This is a genomic window from Bradyrhizobium sp. 2TAF24, from assembly GCF_052115025.1.
Lineage (GTDB): Bacteria > Pseudomonadota > Alphaproteobacteria > Rhizobiales > Xanthobacteraceae > Bradyrhizobium_A.
The window spans coordinates 38825-58979 of sequence record NZ_JBFRFW010000027.1 but is presented as its reverse complement, the minus strand read 5'-3'; the positions used below and the strand labels follow the sequence as shown (position 1 = coordinate 58979).

19 protein-coding genes are annotated in these 20155 nt (G+C 67.6%); 7 read left to right on the top strand and 12 right to left on the bottom strand.

The genetic code is table 11. The annotated features are described in order from the left end of the window. The first annotated feature begins 450 nt into the window (after nucleotides 1–450). The 5 genes from AB4Z37_RS29835 to AB4Z37_RS29815 all read left to right on the top strand — a co-directional run bounded on the left by AB4Z37_RS29835 (nucleotide 451) and on the right by AB4Z37_RS29815 (nucleotide 6609). A complete protein-coding gene (locus AB4Z37_RS29835) occupies nucleotides 451–1257 on the top strand; it encodes an alpha/beta fold hydrolase (protein WP_441520343.1) in 807 nt (268 codons plus the stop codon). Between the two features lie 9 nt (nucleotides 1258–1266). Then, nucleotides 1267–2544, top strand: coding sequence for an acyl-CoA dehydrogenase family protein (locus AB4Z37_RS29830; protein WP_441520342.1), 1278 nt, complete (start codon nucleotides 1267–1269; stop codon nucleotides 2542–2544). 319 nt (nucleotides 2545–2863) lie between these two features. After that, a complete protein-coding gene (locus tag AB4Z37_RS29825; protein ID WP_441520341.1) occupies nucleotides 2864–4390 on the top strand; it encodes a class I adenylate-forming enzyme family protein in 1527 nt (508 codons plus the stop codon). 144 nt (nucleotides 4391–4534) lie between these two features. Next, nucleotides 4535–5629: an NAD/NADP octopine/nopaline dehydrogenase family protein gene (locus AB4Z37_RS29820; RefSeq protein ID WP_441520340.1), complete on the top strand. Its 1095-nt coding sequence runs from the start codon at nucleotides 4535–4537 to the stop codon at nucleotides 5627–5629. Next, the gene (locus AB4Z37_RS29815) at nucleotides 5626–6609 is read left to right on the top strand and encodes a 3-hydroxybutyryl-CoA dehydrogenase (RefSeq protein ID WP_441520339.1); all 984 of its coding nucleotides are present in this window, start codon (nucleotides 5626–5628) and stop codon (nucleotides 6607–6609) included. Before AB4Z37_RS29820 ends, AB4Z37_RS29815 begins: the two co-directional genes overlap by 4 nt. Nucleotides 6610–7167: 558 nt before the next feature. Here AB4Z37_RS29815 and AB4Z37_RS29810 read toward each other — a convergent pair. The 5 genes from AB4Z37_RS29810 to AB4Z37_RS29790 all read right to left on the bottom strand — a co-directional run bounded on the left by AB4Z37_RS29810 (nucleotide 7168) and on the right by AB4Z37_RS29790 (nucleotide 10890). Continuing rightward, complete coding sequence (locus AB4Z37_RS29810; protein ID WP_211963503.1) at nucleotides 7168–7500, bottom strand: ArsR/SmtB family transcription factor; 333 nt, start codon at nucleotides 7498–7500, stop codon at nucleotides 7168–7170. Then, the gene (locus AB4Z37_RS29805; protein WP_441520338.1) at nucleotides 7493–7948 is read right to left on the bottom strand and encodes an SRPBCC family protein; all 456 of its coding nucleotides are present in this window, start codon (nucleotides 7946–7948) and stop codon (nucleotides 7493–7495) included. The genes AB4Z37_RS29810 and AB4Z37_RS29805 overlap by 8 nt, the downstream gene beginning before the upstream one ends. A 126-nt stretch (nucleotides 7949–8074) precedes the next feature. Further along, nucleotides 8075–9076 (bottom strand): GlxA family transcriptional regulator, encoded by a 1002-nt coding sequence (locus AB4Z37_RS29800; RefSeq protein ID WP_441520337.1) that lies wholly within the window; start codon nucleotides 9074–9076, stop codon nucleotides 8075–8077. Nucleotides 9077–9112: 36 nt separating this feature from the next. Further along, complete coding sequence (locus AB4Z37_RS29795; protein ID WP_441520336.1) at nucleotides 9113–9676, bottom strand: tautomerase family protein; 564 nt, start codon at nucleotides 9674–9676, stop codon at nucleotides 9113–9115. Between the two features lie 167 nt (nucleotides 9677–9843). Beyond that, complete coding sequence (locus tag AB4Z37_RS29790; protein WP_441520335.1) at nucleotides 9844–10890, bottom strand: peptidase M29; 1047 nt, start codon at nucleotides 10888–10890, stop codon at nucleotides 9844–9846. A gap of 205 nt (nucleotides 10891–11095) precedes the next feature. Here AB4Z37_RS29790 and AB4Z37_RS29785 point away from each other — a divergent pair, with 205 nt between their 5' ends. After that, nucleotides 11096–12073, top strand: a complete 978-nt coding sequence (locus AB4Z37_RS29785; protein WP_441520334.1) for a flavin reductase — start codon at nucleotides 11096–11098, stop codon at nucleotides 12071–12073. A 60-nt stretch (nucleotides 12074–12133) separates the two neighbouring features. Here the strand turns inward: AB4Z37_RS29785 and AB4Z37_RS29780 are convergent, their stop codons facing one another. Both AB4Z37_RS29780 and AB4Z37_RS29775 read right to left on the bottom strand, forming a co-directional pair. Further along, a complete protein-coding gene (locus tag AB4Z37_RS29780) occupies nucleotides 12134–12376 on the bottom strand; it encodes a hypothetical protein (RefSeq protein ID WP_441520333.1) in 243 nt (80 codons plus the stop codon). A 183-nt stretch (nucleotides 12377–12559) separates the two neighbouring features. Continuing rightward, the gene (locus tag AB4Z37_RS29775; protein ID WP_441520332.1) at nucleotides 12560–13987 is read right to left on the bottom strand and encodes an MFS transporter; all 1428 of its coding nucleotides are present in this window, start codon (nucleotides 13985–13987) and stop codon (nucleotides 12560–12562) included. 123 nt (nucleotides 13988–14110) lie between these two features. Between AB4Z37_RS29775 and AB4Z37_RS29770 the strand changes: the two genes are divergently transcribed. Then, complete coding sequence (locus AB4Z37_RS29770) at nucleotides 14111–15040, top strand: LysR family transcriptional regulator (protein WP_441520331.1); 930 nt, start codon at nucleotides 14111–14113, stop codon at nucleotides 15038–15040. Nucleotides 15041–15227: 187 nt separating this feature from the next. On the opposite strand, the gene AB4Z37_RS29765 is transcribed toward AB4Z37_RS29770, so the two are convergent. The 5 genes from AB4Z37_RS29765 to AB4Z37_RS29745 all read right to left on the bottom strand — a co-directional run bounded on the left by AB4Z37_RS29765 (nucleotide 15228) and on the right by AB4Z37_RS29745 (nucleotide 20023). Next, nucleotides 15228–16211: an ABC transporter substrate-binding protein gene (locus AB4Z37_RS29765; protein ID WP_441520330.1), complete on the bottom strand. Its 984-nt coding sequence runs from the start codon at nucleotides 16209–16211 to the stop codon at nucleotides 15228–15230. Nucleotides 16212–16380: 169 nt separating this feature from the next. Beyond that, nucleotides 16381–17151 carry an ABC transporter permease gene (locus AB4Z37_RS29760; RefSeq protein WP_441520329.1) on the bottom strand — a complete coding sequence of 257 codons (771 nt, stop codon included), beginning with the start codon at nucleotides 17149–17151 and terminating at the stop codon, nucleotides 16381–16383. After that, a complete protein-coding gene (locus AB4Z37_RS29755) occupies nucleotides 17148–17948 on the bottom strand; it encodes an ABC transporter permease (protein WP_441520328.1) in 801 nt (266 codons plus the stop codon). Before AB4Z37_RS29755 ends, AB4Z37_RS29760 begins: the two co-directional genes overlap by 4 nt. Beyond that, the gene (locus tag AB4Z37_RS29750; protein ID WP_441520327.1) at nucleotides 17945–18781 is read right to left on the bottom strand and encodes an ABC transporter ATP-binding protein; all 837 of its coding nucleotides are present in this window, start codon (nucleotides 18779–18781) and stop codon (nucleotides 17945–17947) included. Before AB4Z37_RS29750 ends, AB4Z37_RS29755 begins: the two co-directional genes overlap by 4 nt. A gap of 339 nt (nucleotides 18782–19120) precedes the next feature. Next, nucleotides 19121–20023, bottom strand: coding sequence for a LysR substrate-binding domain-containing protein (locus AB4Z37_RS29745; RefSeq protein ID WP_441520326.1), 903 nt, complete (start codon nucleotides 20021–20023; stop codon nucleotides 19121–19123). Nucleotides 20024–20155 lie beyond the last annotated feature (132 nt).

The window sequence follows — 20155 nt, the reverse complement described above, 5'->3', positions numbered from 1 at the left end:
CTCCCGTCGTTGCTCCATCACCGACACCTTGCGCCATGGCATGGACCGACTCCCTAACAGCCTGTCCATGTATTGTGATGTGTCGGCTATGTCTCCGAACACCCGTCGGTGATGTCCCCGGACTGAACACTTGATCCGGCAATCCAGCTTCATCGCGCGGACCCGTTGGCGGCGGCCCGGTGATGACGCAGAATGTAATCCAGACGCTTCGCCCCATGGCAAGACCTGTGACGAGCCGCAACCACCACCCACAGCCATCACATCATCGGCCCAAACACACGCCATGCTGCCCGTGGAATGGGCGCTCACTTTGCTGCAGCGCGGCAATATCAGGCGAATTCAAGCGCTTCTTCGCACCCGCCAAAAATGCTTCAACTCTAAAATTATCGCTTTTCATATAATTCCAGCCTGCTAGGATCGTCAGCACTCCGGCAGTTGTGAGACGTGGTCATGGTCGAGATCGCCCAGAAGACAACCGACGACGGACGTTTTGCTTACGAGACCGCGGGCGCTGCGCATCTGCCGCCGCTGGTCTTTCTGCACGGCATCGGCGGCGCGGCGCGCGCCTTTCGGCCGCAGCTCTCCCACTTCCACGATCGCTTCCGCGCCATTGCCTGGGACATGCCGGGCTATGGCGGCTCGGCGCCGCTGCCGCAGGTGAGCATCGCGGCGCTCGCCGCCGCGCTGACGGATTTCCTCGACGGCTGCGGCGCGCAAAAGCCCATCCTGGTCGGCCACTCCATCGGCGGCATGATCGTGCAGCAGGCGCTGGCGAACGATCCCGCACTCGCCAGCGCCGTGGTGCTGGCGCAGACAAGCCCGGCGTTCGGCAAGGCCGACGGCGACTGGCAGACGCAATTCATCGATGCGCGGCTCGGCCCGCTCGACCGCGGCGCCACCATGGCGCAGCTTGCGCCGTCGCTGGTGTCGGAACTCGTCGGTGATACACCCGATGAGGCCGGCCTCGTGCTGGCGCGCGACTGCATGGCGTCCGTGCCCGAGGCGACCTACCGCGCCACCATGCTGGCGCTGATGGGCTTTGACCTGCGCGCCGCGCTGCCGAACATCGCCGTGCCGACGCTGGTGCTGTCCGGCTCTAGGGACAACAACGCCCCGGCGCCGATGATGGCCAAGATGGCGACCTTCATTCCCGGCGCTGTTTATGTCGAGCTCGACGGGGTCGGCCATCTCGCCGGCCTCGAACGCCCCGACGCCTTCAACCGCGCACTCGACACGTTTCTTGCGACCACGACTTAAGAGGACGCCATGACCGCAGCTCCCCGCCCCGCGCCCGCCGTCCAGCCCGACGCGCCGATTTTCGACGCCAAGGCGTTCCGCCTCAGCGACGAGCAGGCCGAACTGATGGCGCGGGCGCGGCATCTCGGCCAGACCGTGTTCGCCGGCCGCGCTGCGGCCTACGACCGCGAGGCGACGTTTCCGACCGAGAACTACAAAGACCTGCACCGCTCCGGCCTGCTCGGCATCGCCATCCCGAAACATCTCGGCGGCGGCGGCGCCGACTACCAGACCTATTCGCTGACCGCAGCCGAGATCGGCCGCTACTGCGGCGCCACTGCACTGACCTGGAACATGCATGTGTGCTCGACGCTGTGGTCGGGCCCGCTCGCAGATGACCTCGAGATGGATGCCGCGACCCGCGCCGAACACGACAAGCGCCGTGCCGTGCACTATCGCCGCATCATCGACGACGGCGCGATCTACTCCCAGCCGTTCTCCGAAGGCGGCGCGGCCGCGGCCGGCGGTGTCGCGTTCGGCACCGAGGCGAAGCCCGTCAAGGGCGGCTGGCTGGTCAGCGGCAAGAAGATTTTTGCCTCGCTCTCCGGCCACGCCAACTACTACGGCGTGCTCTGCACCGAGGTCGCCGAGGGCGAGAAGGCGTCGCGCCGCAACACGCTTTATCTCGCCATTCCTGCGGACGCGCCCGGCGTCTCCGTGGTCGGCGACTGGGATCCGCTGGGCATGCGCGGCACCGTGTCGCGCACGCTGATCTTCAAGGACGTGTTCGTCGGCGAGGACGCGGCGATGCTGCCGCGCGGCGTCTACTTCCAGGCGGCGCTGCGCTGGCCGCACATGTTCCTGACGCTGTCGCCGACCTATATGGGCCTGGCGCAGGCGGCGTTCGACTTCACGGTCAAATACCTGCGCGGCGAAGTGCCGGGCACGCCGCCGGTGAAGCGGCGGATGTACCCGACCAAGCAGATCGCGGTCGCCGAGATGCAGGTCAAGCTCGAGCAGATCAAGGCGATCTGGTTCCAGGCGGTGACGGAAGCCTGCCCCAATCCGAGCAAGGAGCAGGTGCTGCGCGCCTATGCGGCGCAGTACGCCACCATGGAAGGCGCCAATGATCTCGCGCGCCTTGCGATCCGCACCTGCGGCGGCCAGGCGATGCTGAAATCGCTGCCGCTGGAGCGCATCTACCGCGACAGTCGCTGCGGCTCGCTGATGCTGCCCTGGACCGCCGAACTCTGCCTCGACCGCATCGGCCGCGAGTCGCTGTACGAGGCGGGCGAGACGGATGAGTGACACGCCATGCCCGGACACAGTGATCGTCGGTTCGACCGCGCGTCCGGGACAACCGGCATAAATGGGACTTCGGTGTCTGGGACGGTGAGCCGCACTCCACTCTCGGCGTCATTGCCGGGCTTGACCCGGCAATCCAGCTTTCGCACAGCGCTCGCCCACCTTAAGCTGGATCACCGGGTCACGGCGCTGACGCGCCGGCCCGGTGATGACGCAAAATATCACAGAAGCGCTGATTCATGCGGTGAGCGCCTCTCATCGGCATGGCGGACACTGACCGCAACCGCTTCTCCCATCCTTGCTGCGATGTAGAGCAAACGCCGTGGATCTCTCGCACCTCATCGAACGCAACGCCACCTTCACTCCGGACAAGCCGGCGCTGCGGTTCGACGGCGGGACGCTGACCTATGCGGAGCTGCAGCAGCGCATCGCAACGACAGCACAGGCGCTCAAGGCGGAATACGGCGTCGGCCGCGGCGATCGCGTCGCGATCCTCAGCCTCAACCATCCCGACTATCTCGTGCTGCTGTACGCCTGCGCGCGGCTTGGCGCCATGCTGGTGCCGCTGAACTGGCGGCTCGCGGTCGCCGAGCAGGTGTTCATCCTGTCCGACGCCACGGTGAAGGTGGTGGTGCTGCAGCAGGCGTTCGCCACGCTGCTGCCGCCTCTTACCGCCGCTTTGCCTGACGCCCGCCCGGTCGGCCTCGACTTCACGCCCGAGCGCGGCTTGTCCTTCGACACGCTGCTGACGCGGGCGCATGGCGATGGCCGCAACCCGCACACCGACCTCTCCTGTCCGCTGCTGATCGTCTACACCTCCGGTACCACCGGCCGGCCGAAGGGCGCGGTGCTGCGCCAGGAGGCGCTGCTGTGGAACGGGATGATGAGCCAGCACATGCATGGCCTGACGTCCGACGACCATGTGCTGACCGTGCTGCCGTTCTTCCATGTCGGCGGGCTCAATATCCAGACCACGCCGGCGCTGCATCATGGCGCCACCGTCACCATCCACGACCGCTTCACGCCCGACCACACGCTCGCGACCATCGCGCAGGAACGCCCGACCCTGACCGTGCTGGTGCCGGCCACCATGCAGGCGGTGCTCGACCATCCGGCATGGGCGGACACCGATCTGTCGTCGCTCAAAGCCATCGCCACCGGCTCGACCATCGTGCCGCCGGCGCTGATCGACCGCTTCACCGCGCGCGGCGTGCCGGTGCTGCAGGTCTACGGCTCGACCGAGACCTGTCCCATCGCGATCTACACCCGCATCGGCGGCGACCTCAGCCGGCGCGGCTCGACCGGCCTGCCCGGCCTGTGGTGCGAGGCGGCCGTGGTCGACGACGACGGCGCGGAAGTGCCGCCCGGCGCCGCCGGCGAGATCGTGGTGCGCGGCCCCAACGTGTTCTTCGAATACTGGGGTAACGAACAGGCGACGCGCGACGCGCTGCACGACGGCTGGTACCGCACCGGCGACATCGGCACCCGCGATGCCGACGGCTATGTCTGGGTGCACGACCGCAAGAAGAACATGATCATCTCCGGCGGCGAGAACATCTATCCTGCCGAGATCGAGCGGGTGCTGCTGCAGCATCCTGAAGTCGCCGATGTCGGCGTCATCGGCGTGCCCGATCCGAAGTGGCAGGAGGTGCCGGTGGCCTATGTGGTGCGCCGCACCGGCTGCACGGTCGCGCCCGACACGCTCAAGGTCGCGCTCACCGCCCATGTCCAGGCCGAGCTCGCCCGCTTCAAGGTGCCGCGCGACGTCGTGTTCGTCGACGACCTGCCGCGCACCGCGCTCGGCAAGGTGCAGCATTTCAGGTTGAAGGAAAGCGTGAGGAGAGACTGAGTCCGTCACGTGGATCAGCAAAGCCACGTCCGGGGCAGCCGGGCCGCCGCCCTTCAAGGGCCGCGCTTGTCAGCGCGGCCACCTCAGGGTGACGGAGTGAAGCATCGACAAGAATAAACGCGTCTGGATGAAGAGGATAGCCAAGTGAAGATAGCGGTTCTCGGCGGCGGCAACGGCTCGTTCGCGGCGGCGGGCGACTTCGCATTGCAGGGCCATGAGGTGCGGCTGTGGCGGCGCGACACGGAGGCCGTGGCGCAGCACCGCGCCGCAGGATCACGCATCGCGGTCAAGGACGCGCGCGGCCGCCATGACGCGCAGCTCGCCCTCGTCACCACCGACATCGCCGAGGCCGTGCGCGGCGCCGAGCTGATCGTCTGCCCGGCGCCGGCCTTCGCCCAGCACGACATCGCCCGCGCGCTGGCGCCGCATCTCGCCGACGGCCAGGTGGTGTACCTGCCGCCGGCGACCTTTGGCTCGTTCATCTTCGCCAAGGCCGCGCACGACGCCGGCAACCGCGCCGATGTCGCCTTCGCCGAGACCGGCACCCTGCCGTGGCTGACCCGAAAGCACGGCCCGTTCGAGGTCGCCATCACCATCCGCGCCAGGCGGCTGCCGACCGGCGTGTTCCCCCGGCGCAGCGCGCCCTATGCCCTCGCCGTGATCGGCAAGGCTTTCCCCGGCGTCATCGAGGATTGCGGCGATGCGCTGTCCGGCGCGCTGATGAATGCCGGCTGCATCATCCATCCGCCGCTGATCGTGATGAACGCCGGCCCGATCGAACATTTCGAGCGCTGGGACATCCACAAGGAAGGCACGCAGGCCGCGATCCGCCGCGTCACCGACGCGCTCGACGCCGAGCGCATCGCCATCCGCGAGCGCCTCGGCTATGGCGCTCCGCACTTCCCGCTCGCCCACCACTACGCCAAAGAAGGCGAGGAATGGATGTACGGCCGCGGCTCGCATGATCGCCTCACCGACTCCGGCGACTGGCGCGAACAGCTGGTGCTGACCGAACACCGCTACATGCGCGAGGACCTGCGCGTCGGGCTGTCGTTCCTCACATCCGTAGCGCGGCTCGCCGGCGTGGCGACGCCGCTCGCCAGCGCCTTCCTCGCCATCGGCGGCGCGATCTGCGGCGAGAACTTCCTTGCCGACGGCCGCACGCTGGAGAGCGTCGGCCTCGGCGGCCTCGATCGCGCGGCGCTGCAAAAGCTTCTGAAGGAAGGTTTCCCGCGATGAGCCGCGCTGGCATCGCCTGCCTCGGCGCCGGACGGATGGGCCGCGGCATCGCCGTCGCCTTCGCCTATGCCGGCCATCAGGTTTCGATCGTCGACTTCAAGGCCCGGCCGCAGGAGGCCTTCGATACGCTGGCGGCGGACGCCCGCGCCGAGATCCGCAAGACGTTTGAAAGCCTCGGCCGTTTCAACGACCTCACCCCGGCGAACATCGATACGCTGATGGCGCGCATTCACGTGGTGCCGGAAAGCGATGCGGGCCCGGCGCTGTCCTCGGCCGCCGTGATCTTCGAGGGCGTGCCCGAGGTCGTCGATCTCAAGCGCGAGGCGCTGGCACGGGCCTCCGAACTCGCCGGACCGGACCCGATCATCGCCTCGACCACCTCCACCATTCTCGTTGACGACATCTCGCCGGCGGTCGCCCATCCCCTGCGCTTTCTCAACGCCCACTGGCTCAATCCCGCCCATCTCGTGCCGCTGGTCGAGCTCTCCCCCGGCGAGAAAACCTCGCCGGATGTCACCGCGCGGCTCACCGCGCTGCTGGAGAGCATCGGCAAGGTGCCGGTGACCTGCGCCGCACGGCCCGGCTACATCGTGCCGCGCATCCAGGCGCTCGCCATGAACGAGGCCGCGCGCATGGTCGAGGAAGGCGTCGCCAGCGCCGCCGATCTCGACAAGGCGATCAAGTACGGCTTCGGCTTCCGCTTCGCGGTGCTGGGCCTTCTGGAGTTCATCGACTGGGGCGGCGGCGATATTCTCTATTATGCCAGCCGCTATCTCTCCGGCGCGCTCGGCCACGAGCGCTATGTCGCGCCCGACATCATCCAGAAGAACATGGCCGAGGGCCGCATCGGCCTGCGCACCGGCCAGGGCTTCCTCGACTACGCCGGCATGGACGTCGACGCCTATCGCGAATCCCGCCTCGCCGAACTTGCCGAGCAGCTCAAGCGCATGGGCCTGGCGAAGCCGCCGGTGCTGGATTGATGGAAGCACGCGGGCACAACGTCTACGGCCTGCCTGCTGTACCTCGATGACCCGCTTTTCCGGCGCCTCTCTCGTCCCCTCATCCTGAGGAGCGCGCACCGCGCGCGTCTCGAAGGATAAGGCCGAGGCACCCGGATCGATATCCGTAACTTACCCCGCATGAGCGTAGTGGCATGCGGGATGACAGCGATGATGCAACTGCGATCATGCGGGCCATGCTCGCAGCCCCGGATATCGCTACGCTCATCCGGGCTACGATGCTGAGCACACGGCTGGACCACGGCCGCATGGTTCGAGACGCGCAGCTGCGCTGCGCTCCTCACCATGAGGAGACAGGTCGCGGCTAGTCCAGTCACGTCATTAGAGCTTTGCCGCAAGAAAGACGTGGATGGCCGGAACAAGTCCGGCCATGACGCAGGGAATGGCGAAGCACTTCGGCAACCACTATCGTCATGCGCGGGCTTGACCCGCGCATCCGGCTTGAGCTGTCTCGGCGCTACGCGCCGGCCCGGTGATGACGATTGAAAATGTCGAAGTGCAGCGCTCCGACCTCCCGTCTCACTCCTCCACGAACGCCCGCAGGCGCTGCAGGGCGTCGTCCCACTGCCGCGAGACCTCGTCGAGATAGTGGCGCGCGTCCGCGAGGCGCTTCGTCTCCAGCGCGAACAGGTTCTCCCGTCCGGCCCTGATGCTGCGCACCACGCCGGCGGTTTCCAGCACGCGCAAATGCTTGGTCACCGCCTGCCGCGACAAGCGGGTGCCTTCGGTGAGGCGGGTGATCGATTGCGGCGTGCCAGCGCTGAGGCGGCCCAGCACCGACAGGCGGGTCTCGTCGCCGAGCGCAGCGAACACCGACGCACGCTGCCTGAGCGCGGCGGCTGATCTAGCCATGGGCCAGATACTCCGCGATGTTCCTGACCTGCTCAGCCCAGCCGCCATCGTTCATCCGGAACGCCTCGGCGCGGCGGCAGGCGGGGATCTTGTCGAAGCCGCTCTCGACCACCCGCAACAGCGTGCCGGTCGCCGTCGCCCCGAGCGTGAAGGTCACCAGCGTCGGCGTTTCCTGGGAATAATCCGTATTCGGATCGACCGCGTAGGGATGCCAGGTGAACGAGAACAGCCGCTCGGGCTCCATCTTCTGCACCACCGCCTGCCATTCGACATGCTCGAAACCGGGATAGGTGACGCGGCCGCGCGAGACCTCCCCGGGGACGAACGGCCCGTCCAGCTTGACGCGGAACCAGGTGCCGAATGCCTCGTGATCGGTCAGCGCTTTCCAGACCCGCGACAGCGGCGCCTTCAGTTCGATGGATTTTTCGATGCGATCGGTTTCACTCATACGCAACCTCCTGGTTGCGTATCCATATAGACCGCCACCCCGCGATGCGCAACCATTTCGTTGCGCATCGTCACGCACCGCGCCGCGGGGCGAGGCCGACACCGACATGTCAGAAATGGTTGCCGCCTAGTGCGGCCGGGTCGAAAAACGCCGCTCATACTCGCGCGGCGACACGCCGGTCTCGCGCTTGAACAGCTGGCGGAAGGTGCTGACATCGCCATAGCCGACCCGGGCGCTGACATCGTCGATGCCAAGACGGCTGCCAACGCGGCGCGTCTCCAGCAGCTTGCGGGCCACCTGGATGCGCAGCTTCTGCAGGTGATGCAGCGGCGCCTCGCCGAGCGCCGCCTTGAACCGGCGGTTGAGCGTGCGCTCGCTGACGCCGAGGTGAGCGGCAAGATCGCCGAGGTGGAAGCTGTCCCGCAGGTGGCGCTGCATCCAGCGCTGCGCCCGCGTCACCAGTTCGTCGTCGTGCGCGACGTCGTCGGCCACTGCATAGGACGCCTGCGACACACGGTTCATGTCGACCAGCAACAGCCGCGCCGCCTCCGTCGCCACGGCGCCACCAGCGAGAATCTCGACAAGGCGCAGCGCGAGGTTGAGCGCGGTCGTGACCGCGCCGCTGCAGACGATGCGGTCCTGCTCGGTGATGATCTCGTGCGCGCGCAGCTCGACCGCGGGATAGCGCTCGCGAAAGGCGCGCGCCTTCGCCCAGTGGGTGGTGGCGATGCGGCCGTCGAGCAGCCCCGCCTCCGCCAGCAGGAAGCTGCCGGTGCAGTACGAGGCGATGATCGCGCCGCGTCCATGCTGCTGACGCAGCCCGGCCAGCAGCGGCTCGAGCCGGCGGTCCCGAACCGAGAAATCCGTCATGTCGCCGACGAACGGCGCGGCGGCCACCACCACGTCCGCGCGCGCCCGGGCGGCGATCGCGCCATCGACCGCGATCACCTGTCCCGAGACCGTGGTCACCGCGCGCCCGTCGACGGATTCGATCCGCCAGCGCAGACGCTGCCCGGCCGGCGCGCCCTGCCGGCCGAGCACGAGGTTGGCGGTGGTGAGCACGTCAATGACACCGGCGACGCTGGACGCGAGAATGCCGTCGAACACCCACACCCGCACGTCCTTCATCGTCGTCCTCCTCGCCCGATCGCGCGGCGCTGCCGCTCAGGTGGCATCCGTCCGCATCACCCGCTGCGGCGGCACCGGCACATCGAGTGCCGCGAGCAGCGTCCGCAAGCCCGCAACGAGATCGCCGCGGCGCTTTTCAGCCAGCCGCGCCTCGCCCTCGCGGCGGAACACGTCGGCCTCGGCGCCGCCGAAATAAGCCATGATGTCCGGCAGGTGGCGGATGACGCCCCGGCCACCCCAGCCGCCGTCAAAAATCTCGGTCGGGAACACCCAGACCCGCGTCGCGACCTCGGCGGGATCGCCGCCCTCGGCGCGGGCGATCGCGGCGGTGACGTCGCGGACGAGACCGGCACGCGCCGCGTCGGTGTACTGGCCTTCCGGCACCGTGGGCACGATGCGATAGAGCGGCGCCTTGCTGCGCACGCCGGCCTGATAGGTCGTCACCCGGTGCAGCAGCACCCAGGTCGAGCTCAGGGTGCGCGGGTTGGTCGGATCGAGGCCCTCGTGGCCGATCAGGATGGTGGTCAGTTCCGCCATCAGGCGGGCTTCGGCCTCCGCACTGAGGGCGCCTTCAGGAATGCACGCGTCGATCATGGGCATGGCTTGAACTTCTCCGGTTGCGATGTCCGGACGCTAGCTGCCGCCATGATGCCACGGGAGTGGCAGAATTGCCATCTTTCGATGAATTTCGGACACGCCGTCACGAAAAGAAATCGCCACGCGGGCGGGCCCGCGTGGCGACAAGGTCGACAATCGTGTTTCGCGGTTTAGCCGAACACGTCCTGCACCACGCCGTCCTTGATCACCGGCACGCCGTCGAGGGCGATGGTGGTGCCCATCATCGGCAGATCGAAATGGCCGGCGGTGTAGCGGCCGGCGAACTCGTTGGCGCCGGTCGAGAACAGGAAGTTGCCGGACACCGCGCGCAGCTCGGTGCCGTTGGTGTCGCGCTGGTCGTACATGGTCAGCGCCTCGTAGCGCGCCGCCGGATTCATGCCCCAGCCGACATGGGACACCGCATAGGCCTCGCGGTCGCCCCAGGCGGCGAGGTAGTTGCGCATCATGATGGCGTCGGCGCCCTCGCCCTTGAGGTCGACGATGTAATCGTCCTTGAGCGTGAGATGGATCGGCGAGGCGAGATAGCGCTTGAAGGTCAGGTTGATGTCGCCGGGCGCCATCACCAGCGTGCCGTTGACCGAACCGCTCTTGGGGAAGCTGACGACGATGCCGCCGGGCCAGTGCGCCAGCGTGCCCGGCTTGTCGGTCCAGCCCCACACGCCGACGGTGGACGCGCCTTCCATCACGACGTCGAGATCGGAGCCCGCTGCCGACGTGACATGCATGCGCTTGGTGCCGCGCAGCATCTTCGCCGCCGCGCGCACGCGCTTCTCCAGCGCCGAGTCCGGGCGCATGCGCTCGAGCGCTTCGGGATGCTCGTTGGAAATCACCTGGATGCGCGCGCCGGCCTTGAGAATCTCCGGCGTCTCCGGCGCATGCATCAGGCCTTCGATGGTGCAGTCGACCACGAAGCCTGCCTGCTGCAGCGCCGTGATCACCGGCCCGAGCCGCTGGATCGCCTCGCTGGCGCCGGTCGAACGCACCGGCACGATATGGCGGTTGCGCGGCGTCGGCACCACCACATGAAAGGGCTTTGCGCCCATGCGCAGCAGCGCGAGTTCGGACAGGTGGACGTTGAGGGCACGCGATTGCGTTTCGGAGAGAATGGCCGCGGTGTCACCGGGCTTGACCGCGCAACGCTCGAACACCTCGCAGAACGCGTCGATCCACTTCGCCTCGATCCGGTCGGCCAGCATGGCGTGCTCCTCGCTCCTTGCATTCGCTGCAGTGCAGAACGATCAGGCCGCGGCCTTCCCTCTCCGCACGCGCGTCATTTGACGTTGGAGCGTAGGCGGTTTCATGTTATATGAAAAGGAATATTTTTAGAGTTGAAGGAAATGGCGTCCCGTCCTTGTCCCATCAAGACAAGGATCTGCAGAACATTCAACCCACGAGGTTCGCTTGGCCGTCAAACCGATCAGGGATGATACCGTCGCCGCCACGCGGCCCGATCCCGCGGCGTTCCGCAAGGCGCTGGGCCAGTTTCCCACCGGCGTCACCATCGTCACCGCCAGTCATGGCGACCGCCGTCTCGGCATGACCGCCAACTCCTTCGCTTCGGTCTCGCTCGATCCGCCGCTGGTGCTGTGGAGCGCGGCCAAGAGCGCACCGAGCCACGACGCCTTCGTCGCCGCATCGGGCTTCGCCGTGCACTTTCTCGGCGCCGAGCATCAGGAGCTGGCGCTGCGCTTCGCCGGCCGCGGCACCGACAAGTTCGCCGGCATCGCGTTCACCACCGGCACCACCGGTGCGCCGCTGCTCGCCGAGCTCGCGCCGATCTTCGAATGCCGCACCTGGGCGCGCTACGACGGCGGCGACCACACCATCCTGGTCGGCGAGGTGCTGCGCCTTGTCGAGCGCGCGCACGATCCGCTGCTGTTTCATTCCGGCGTGCTGCGCCGGATCGAAGCCGCCGGCCCGCGCCGGCCGCCGGCGCCGCGCGATGGCAGCTTTGCGCGCAGCTACCTCGCCTACCTCCTGGCACGCGCGAGCTTCATCGTTTCCAACGAATTCCACGCCCAGCTCAAGGGCTGGAAACTGTCGGTGCCGGAATGGCGCGTACTCGCCTGCCTGATGGACGGCGAGGCGCTGCCGGTCGGCGAACTCGCCGCGATGGCGCTGATGAAGCAGCCGCGCCTGACCAAGGTGCTCGACCGCATGGAAGCCGACGGCCTCGTCGAACGCGGCGGCACGGCCGATGATCGCCGCCGCACGCTGATTCATCTCACCGACAAGGGCCGCGGTCTCGCCAAGCCGGTGCTGCGCGCCGCAAAGCAACACGAAACCGAGCTGCTCAAGCGCTTCTCGGAAGACGAGCGTGCGATCATCAAGCACGCGCTCGATCTTCTGATCGACGCCCGCTCACCTCAAGACGACTGAAGGACGGACTGCGCCGGACGGACCGCGCAGGACGACTGGCGCACGACCGCGCGCACCGCCTCAGGCGGCGTCGGCGCGGGCCTGCGCGTAGCCGGTCAGCGGTGACGGCGGTGGCTTGGGATGCTGATACAGCCGCTCGGTCGAGATCACGAGGCGATAGACGCGCGCCTTGGGCTGGTCCCAGCTCTCCACCAGCGCGCCGCAGCAGGCGCAGTGGAACTGGCCGCAATGGCCCTTGAGCGAACTTGCTTCAGCGCGCCAATAGGCAGCTCCACACTGACACGCAACGTCGGAAACGATCATGACTTCGCCTCGTCCTGTGCAACACCGTGCGGCGCAAGTGTTCACTGCCGCACCCACAGTTGCAAGCTACCCATTCGACGACGAGACGAAATTGATGCAGAGCAAGACCGCCCGCGCGCGGACAAAATTTGTTCCGCGGCACAGCATGTGGTGTGGCGTCCGCGAACGCGAAGCGCTGCTGCGCTACATGACGTCATCGGAAACCGGGCAAGGCCGTGCCCCCTCCGGACAGGGCCGCGACCGTGCAGGCACCGGAAGGCCAAACGCACTGACCCCGCAGCCGAGCACCAGCGCCGCACCGGCCGCAAGTTGAGCAAGGCGCATGCCGCCGATGAGATCGCCGCCATGCGCCGCAATCAGGGAGCCGAACGCGCCGACCCCGATCACGCCGCCGATCTGGCGCGCGGCATTGAGCACGCCCGAAGCGATGCCGGCGCGCTGGCGCTCGACATGGGCGAGCACTGCCGTGGTCATCGACGGCACCGTGAGCGAGGTGCCGAAGCCCGCGGCGAGCAGCGGCGCGATGATGGCGGCATAAGACGTGTCGCTGCCGATGCTTGCGAGCGCGAGATAGCCCGCCGCCGCCAGTGCCTGCCCCGCGACCATCGGCAGGCGCGCGCCATAGCGCGCGGTGAGCCAGCCGGCCACGAGATTGCCGATCGTCACCAGCGCCGTCATCGGCAGGAAGGCGAGCCCGGCCTGCAGCGGCGAAAACCCCTTCACCACCTGGAAGAACAGGCTGAGCACGAACATCAAGCCGTAGAATGCGAAGTTGGTCAGCAGCCCGACGATGCATGATGCGCTCACCGCGCCGCTGCGGAACAGCATCAATGGCAGCATCGGATCGGGACTGCGGCTTTCGACGACGATGAACGTCGCCGCCGCGACCACGAACATCACGCCGCTCGCGATCACCAGCGGGTGCAGCCAGCCGAGCGGACCGCTCTGGATGAACAGCGTGGTCAGGCCGCACAGTGCGACAATGGCGAGGATCTGCCCGGCGGGATCGAGGCCGCGACGCACGGCCCGCGCCGCAGGCGGCGCGTAACGCAGCGTCAGCCAGATCCCGAGGGCGCCGAACGGCAGGTTGATGAAGAAGATGCTCGGCCAGCCCAACCGATCGACCAGAATGCCGCCCACCACCGGGCCGGCCGCGAGCGCGAGCCCGCCGATCGCCGACCAGATCGCAACCGCTTTCGCCTTGGCCGCGGGGGCCGGAAAACTTACGCTGAGCAGCGCCAGCGACGACGGCAGGCACAGCGCGGCGCCGATCCCCTGCACCACCCGCGCCACGACCAGCATCGCAAGGCCCGTCGCCATGCCGCAGGCGAGCGAGGCCAGTGTGAACAGCACGAAGCCGGCGACGAACACGCGCCTGGCGCCGAGCCGGTCGCCGAGCGCGCCCGCGGTCAGCATCAGGCTGGCGAACGCCAGCGTGTAGGCATTCATCACCCATTGCAGTCCGGTGACGGAGGTTGCGAACGTCGCCTGGATGCGCTCCAGGGCGACGTTCACCACGGTGACGTCGAGGATGATCAGGGTGACGCCGATCCCGGTGGCGATCAGGGTCAGGGTCGGGGACGAACGGTCGGCAGCTGCGGGATCGCGCATGGTCACTCTCTCGATGGTTCGGGAGGCTGGCCAGTCGGATCGCATCCCCTGCGATCTTGTATTCACCAATCAAAACTGGATAAACTTGCAGAATATTGGATCAATCCCAACCAGGGATTTGGAATGGACATCGTCCGGGCGATGCAGGTCTTTGTCAGCGTGGTCGATGCCGGCAGCCTGACCGCCGCCGCCCACCACTGCGACATGTCCGCGACCATGGTCGGCAACTACGTGCAGGCGCTGGAGTGCCGGCTCGGCACGCGCCTGCTCAACCGCACCACCCGGCGGCAGCATCTCACCGAGTTCGGCGAGGTCTATTACGAGCGCTGCCTCGATATCCTCGGCCTGATCGCCGATGCCGATGCCCTGGCGCAGCAGGCCCATGCAGCTCCCAAGGGACGGCTGCGGATCACCGCCCCGGTGTCGTTCGGCATCGACGGCCTGATGCCCGCGCTCGCCGACTATGCCGCGGCCTATCCCGCGGTCGATCTCGACATCAATCTCGCCGACGCCGTCACGGATCTGGTCGAAGGCGGCTTCGAGGCCGCCATCCGCATCGGCCCGGTCTATGACGAAAACCTCGTCGCGCGCCCGCTCGCGCCCTATCGCACGATCCTCTGCGCCGCGCCTGCCTACCTCGCGCAGCAGGGCAAGCCGCAGCGCCCGGAAGAACTCAGCCGCCACACCTGCTTGACCTTCAGCTTCACCCATGGATCGGAGTGGTGGTCGGCGCGCCCGGAATGGCGATTGATCGGGCCCGGCGGCGAGATCACCATTCCGATCGCCGGGCGGCTGCAGGTCGACAACTCCCAGGCGCTGCGCCGCGGGGCGCTGGCGGGCATGGGCATCACCATGCTGCCGGAGATGGTGGCCCGCGACGACCTCGCGACGCACCGCCTGGTGCGGGTGCTGCCGCAGCACGAATTCCCGCCGCGGCCGATGCACGTCGTCTACCTGCGCGACCGCCGCATGACGCCGAAGCTGCAGAGTTTCATTGCGTTCGTGACGACACGGTTCGGGACAGCGACGGACGCTGCCGCGCAGCGGCTGTGAGCAGTCGGTCGCCGGAAGCGGTGACGGATGACGGTAACAAGCCGCTCATAGCTCGCATAGCGGGCCATCATTTCGTCGAGCTCCAGCAGCGTGAGCGCCCGCAGGCACCGGCCCAAACGCTGTGGCCGCACAATAGAAAAAGCCGCCGCAGCGCGGGGCTGCGGCGGCCGATACGATCTCAACGCGCTCAGTTGATCGGCGCGACGATGGTGGCGTGCTGGAACTGGCCGACATTCATCTTCGGCAGCATGCCGGTGGCGGCATAGATGTCGAGCATCGCCTGGATCGCCTCGAAGTTCGGCGCGGCGCCGGGGTCGCGGCCGAAATCGTTGTTCTTCAGCAGATAGGTTTCGAGCACCGCCGGCGGCGCCTTGATCACCTCGGACACCACCTTGATGGTCTCCTCGCGATCGGCGAGCGCCATCTTCATGCCGCGGGTGATGTCGGCGACATAGGCCTTCACCAGATCCGGGTTCTTGTCGACGAAGTCGGCACGGCAGGCCTCGAGGATGTGGACGATGTTGGGCATCGCCTCCGACAGCGCGAACAGCTTGTGCATGCCGCCCTTGGCCTCGGCGCGCGCGGCGAACGGCTGGTTCATGTTGACGGCGTCGACGCGGCCCTGGCGCAGCGCGTCCTCGGACACGGCGAAGCCGACCTCGACCAGCTTGATGTCCTTCTCCGGATCGACGCCCGCCTTCTTGAGGATCATCGCGAACGGCCCGTAGGTGCCGCCGCCGAGCACCGAAATGCCGATGGTCTTGCCCTTGAGATCGGCGACGGTCTTGATCGGGGAATCGTCCTTCACCGCCCAGTACACCGAGAAGCCGCCGGGCTTCTCATAGACGTGCTGGGCGACGATGTAGGCCTTCAGCCCGCCGTTGACGGCGCCGTTGGCAAGCGACAGCACGCCCTGCGTCGCGCAGTCGAGCGCGCCGGCGGCGAGCGCCTGGGTCATCGGCGACGTGCCCTGAAACTGGGTCCACTCGATGTTGTACTTCTTGCCGAGGTCGGGGAATTTGTCCGGCCGGCGCATCATCCAGTACTTGGATTCCTCCGCGGGAATGGTCCAGCCGACACGGATGGTCTGCTGTGCCGACGCCGCTGTCGCGCCGGCGATGGCGCAGGCGGCCGACGCCGCGATGATGATGCCTCTGACGGTGTCGCGCATGTTCATCCCCTCAACCCTTGTTCTCAGACGTGCCTTTGATCACGCTGTTCATCAGAAGTGCTGTCTTCGAGCTGCCCGCCCCTCGCGAGGCAGCGAGTGTTTCATGCTTCAAATGGCCCGGCAACCAGCAATTTCGTGTCGCGACCGCCGGCCTGTCGCATGATCGTCGTCATGCATCCGGGAAGCCGCGCAGCAGCACCTTGCGCGCGCCATACAGCAGGCCGTTGAGCGCGAGGCCAAGCAGTGAGATCGAGATCAGCGGCACGAACATGTCCACGGTCAGGAAGCTGCGCGAGGCGCGCACCAGCAGGTAGCCGAGGCCGTCGGTCGAGGAGATCATCTCGGCGAGGAACACGACGATGCAGGAGATGACGAGGCCGATGCGGCAGCCGGTCAGGATCGACGGCAGCGCGGCGGGCAGCACCACCTTGAACAGGATCTGGTGCGGCCTGGTGCCGGCGGCGAGCGCCGACCACACCAGCTTCTGCTCGACCATGGTGGCGCCGTAGTAGGTCGACAGCAGGATCGGAAACAGCGCATCGGCGGCGACGAGTGCGATCTTCGAGGCATGGTCGAAGCCGAGCAGCAGCAGCAGCGCCGGATAAAGCGCAACCTTGGGCACCGGCGCCAGCACGCGCACGATCGGCCGCACCACCGCACCGACCGTGCGGTTGACAGCGGCCGACAGGCCGATGCCGACGCCGAGGATCACCGCGACGGAGAAGCCGACGAACAGCCGCAGCAGCGTCGCGCTGGCCTGCGCCAGGAAGTCGCCGCCGGAGGTCAGCTGCGCGATGAGGCGGGTGAACACCAGGGTCGGCGGCGGCAGCAGCGCCTGCGGCGCGTAGCCGAAGGCGACAATGGCCTGCCACAGCGCCAGCAGCAGCGCGATGGGGATGATGCCGAGCGCGACGTCGCGCGCGATGCCCTGCGCCTTCATGTGAAGCTCAACGGCAGGTCTTCGCGCGCCGTCTCCGACCAGGCGACCAGCGAGCGGCGCAGCGCGTCGAACGCCGCATCGAGCACGATGCCGAGCGCGCCGATGATGATGATCATGCCGAACACGGTATCGTACTGCCCCATGTCGAGGGCATTGAACAGGATGTTGCCGGCACCCGATTTGCGCGCGATCATCTCGCTGGTGACCATGGTGATCAGCGCCAGCACGAGGCCGGTGCGGCAGCCGGCGAGAATCTCCGGCAGCGCCGCCGGCAGCACCACGCGCAGCATGCGCTGCAGCCCCGACATGCCCATCGCCGCGCCCGACCAGATCATTTTTTCCTCCACGGCGCGGGCGCCCTGGAAGCTGTGGTAGATGATCGGCAAGGTCACCGCGAGGAAGATCACCAGCGTCTTCGACAGGTCGCCGACGCCGAGCCACAGCATGATGATCGGCATCAACGCCGCCTTGGGCACCGGATAGGTCACCATCAGCAGCGGATTGAAGAACGAGGCCACCGCGTCGACGCGGCCCATGGCGAGGCCGAGCGGGATGCCGACGACGACCGCTGCGCCGAGCCCGATCACCATGCGGCGGATCGAATCGAGAATGTTGACGAGCGTCTCGCGGTCGCCGAGCAGGCCGGGCACGGCGCGCAGCGCGTCGAGCGCCGACGGCACGCTGTCGGTGGCGAGCAGCAGTGCACCGATCTGCCACACCACCAAGAGGCCGAGGCAGGCGGCGGCCGGCGCGAGGCGCGCGATCCAGACCCGGCGCGGGTCGGTGGCCGCGCTCATGCGTGCAGCTCGTCTTCGGGGGCGTCCTCGATCAGGCGCTCGATGTCGACGATGTACTTCTGGTAGCGCGGGTCGAGCAGCAGCTCGGCGCGGCGGCGCGGCCGCGGCAGGTCGATGTCGATCACCTGCTTGATGCGTCCCGGCGAGCGGGTCATCACCACCACCTTGTCGGAGAGGTAGACCGCCTCGTCGACCGCATGGGTGACGAACAGCACGGTCTTGCGGTCGCGCTCCCAGATATCGAGCAGGTCGTTCTGCAACCGGGTGCGGGTATGGGCGTCGAGCGCGCCGAACGGCTCGTCCATCAGCAGCACGGCAGGGTTGTAGGCGAGCGTGCGAGCAATCGCCACGCGCTGCTTCATGCCGCCGGACAATTCCTTGGGGTAGAAATTCTCATAGCCCTTCAGGCCCACCATGCCGATGAGGCGGCGCGCGCGCTCCTCGGCCTCGGCCCGTCCGACGCCCTGCTGACGCAGGCCGTACGTGACATTGCCGAGCACCGTCTTCCACGGAAACAGCGCGAACTCCTGGAACACCGGGCCGCGATCCGGCCCGGGGCCGGTGATCAGGCGCTCTCTCACCTTGACGGTGCCGGCGGTCGGCTTGACGAAGCCGCCGACAATATAAAGCAAGGTCGATTTGCCGCAGCCCGACGGCCCGAGAATGGAGACGAAGGCCCCCTCGGCGATCGACAGCGAGATGTCGGACAGCGCGAGGTGGCTCTTGCGCCCCGCGGTCTGGAAGCTCTGGGAGACGCCGGCGATCTCGATCATCGCGGGCGCAGGCGCCGCGGCCGGAGGCGGAACATCCTGACGCAGCGGCACCGGCCTCATAGGCGCCCCTCGCCGGTCGGCAAGCCTGCCGTCATCGGGCCCAATATCATCAGGACCGTCGTCATCAGGACCGTCGGTTTCACCATCCGCTCTCCTCCCGAACTTTCCTCACTGTAGCGCAATCCGCGATTTGTTTTAAGATTAAAATTAACGCGCCCTGCCCATCCCATATGCCGGGAGACTGGGCAGGTCGCCGGGGGCGCGGCGGGGCGCAACCTGTCATATCGACACGCCAGGGGCAAATCCGCCGACAATGTCCCTGTGCATGGCGTCGCGCGCCAAGCCGGGTGCATTCGCGCCGCCGCGATCGTTCACCGCCTATGCCGCTATCGATCATGCTCAGCACCGCGCATCACGGCCGGCATCGCTTGCCGCAAGCTCCCGCGTGATCCATGCCACAAAGGCACGCGCAGCCGGCGACGCCGCGCGCTCGGACGCGGGCACCGCTGCGAGACCATCGGCGAACGGCACGAAGCCGCAGGGCGCGATCAGCCGCCCCGCCGCAAGGTCGTCGGCGACCATGCGCCGCTCGACCAGCGCGACGCCGAGGCCCGACAGCGCCGCCTCGATGCACAGATGGGTGTGCGGGAAGCTCAGTTCCGCCTCGGTCTTCACGACATGACCGCTGTTGTCCTGCCACACCGTCCAGGCGCGCGAGGTATGCTCGTGCACGATCCGTGTTGCACACACGAGCCGCCGTTGCCGGACCGCGGCCTTGTAGCGGGGAGCGCAGACCGGCCCGAACGCCACATCCGAGAGCCGGATCGCGCGCGCCTGATCGCGCCCGGGATAGGACAGACGGTCCCAGGCGATCACGAGATCGGCGCCCTGATGGCGGATCTCGCGCGCCGACGTCATCGACAGGCGCACCTTCACATCGGGATGCCCGCGATAGAAGCCAGGCAGATGCGGCACCAGCCAGCGCATCGCGAACGTCGCGCTGCAGGCGACATGGACGCTAGCACCGCGTGCTTCGTCCAGCACCCGCAGCCAGCCCTGCTCGAGCTGGTCGAGCGCCTGCGCCACCACCAGCCGCAGTGCCTCGCCCTGATGGTTGAGCCGCAGCCCGGTGCCGGCCTTGTCGAACAGCGCGCCGCCGGCATGGTCCTGCAGCGCGCGGATCTGGCGGCTGACCGCACCATGGGTGCGGCCGAGCTCGTCGGCGGCGCGCGTCACCGATCCCAGGCGTGCAGTCGCCTCGAAGGCGCGCAGGGCGGACAGCGGCGGCAGGCGGCGGGACATGGCGGCCTCATCTGTGAATTTTGCTCACAGATACATCAGCCGAACTCGATAGCCAATCCACCCGGCCATTCGTAAGAACATGCATCCATCCGCTTGCGACGCGACGGCGCGCTTCCCGCCTCGGCCGCCCGC

What these genes read in the sequence shown, in the direction of transcription:
- AB4Z37_RS29830 (WP_441520342.1), top strand. Translation starts at nt 1,267, where the DNA reads ATGACCGCAGCTCCCCGCCCCGCGCCCGCCGTCCAGCCCGACGCGCCG.
- AB4Z37_RS29815 (WP_441520339.1), top strand. Translation starts at nt 5,626, where the DNA reads ATGAGCCGCGCTGGCATCGCCTGCCTCGGCGCCGGACGGATGGGCCGC.
- AB4Z37_RS29770 (WP_441520331.1), top strand. Translation starts at nt 14,111, where the DNA reads ATGGACATCGTCCGGGCGATGCAGGTCTTTGTCAGCGTGGTCGATGCC.
- AB4Z37_RS29755 (WP_441520328.1), bottom strand. Translation starts at nt 17,948, where the DNA reads ATGAGCGCGGCCACCGACCCGCGCCGGGTCTGGATCGCGCGCCTCGCG.
- AB4Z37_RS29765 (WP_441520330.1), bottom strand. Translation starts at nt 16,211, where the DNA reads ATGCGCGACACCGTCAGAGGCATCATCATCGCGGCGTCGGCCGCCTGC.
- AB4Z37_RS29745 (WP_441520326.1), bottom strand. Translation starts at nt 20,023, where the DNA reads ATGTCCCGCCGCCTGCCGCCGCTGTCCGCCCTGCGCGCCTTCGAGGCG.
- AB4Z37_RS29805 (WP_441520338.1), bottom strand. Translation starts at nt 7,948, where the DNA reads ATGAGTGAAACCGATCGCATCGAAAAATCCATCGAACTGAAGGCGCCG.
- AB4Z37_RS29800 (WP_441520337.1), bottom strand. Translation starts at nt 9,076, where the DNA reads ATGAAGGACGTGCGGGTGTGGGTGTTCGACGGCATTCTCGCGTCCAGC.
- AB4Z37_RS29760 (WP_441520329.1), bottom strand. Translation starts at nt 17,151, where the DNA reads ATGAAGGCGCAGGGCATCGCGCGCGACGTCGCGCTCGGCATCATCCCC.
- AB4Z37_RS29750 (WP_441520327.1), bottom strand. Translation starts at nt 18,781, where the DNA reads ATGAGGCCGGTGCCGCTGCGTCAGGATGTTCCGCCTCCGGCCGCGGCG.
- AB4Z37_RS29775 (WP_441520332.1), bottom strand. Translation starts at nt 13,987, where the DNA reads ATGCGCGATCCCGCAGCTGCCGACCGTTCGTCCCCGACCCTGACCCTG.
- AB4Z37_RS29790 (WP_441520335.1), bottom strand. Translation starts at nt 10,890, where the DNA reads ATGCTGGCCGACCGGATCGAGGCGAAGTGGATCGACGCGTTCTGCGAG.
- AB4Z37_RS29780 (WP_441520333.1), bottom strand. Translation starts at nt 12,376, where the DNA reads ATGATCGTTTCCGACGTTGCGTGTCAGTGTGGAGCTGCCTATTGGCGC.
- AB4Z37_RS29810 (WP_211963503.1), bottom strand. Translation starts at nt 7,500, where the DNA reads ATGGCTAGATCAGCCGCCGCGCTCAGGCAGCGTGCGTCGGTGTTCGCT.
- AB4Z37_RS29795 (WP_441520336.1), bottom strand. Translation starts at nt 9,676, where the DNA reads ATGCCCATGATCGACGCGTGCATTCCTGAAGGCGCCCTCAGTGCGGAG.
- AB4Z37_RS29835 (WP_441520343.1), top strand. Translation starts at nt 451, where the DNA reads ATGGTCGAGATCGCCCAGAAGACAACCGACGACGGACGTTTTGCTTAC.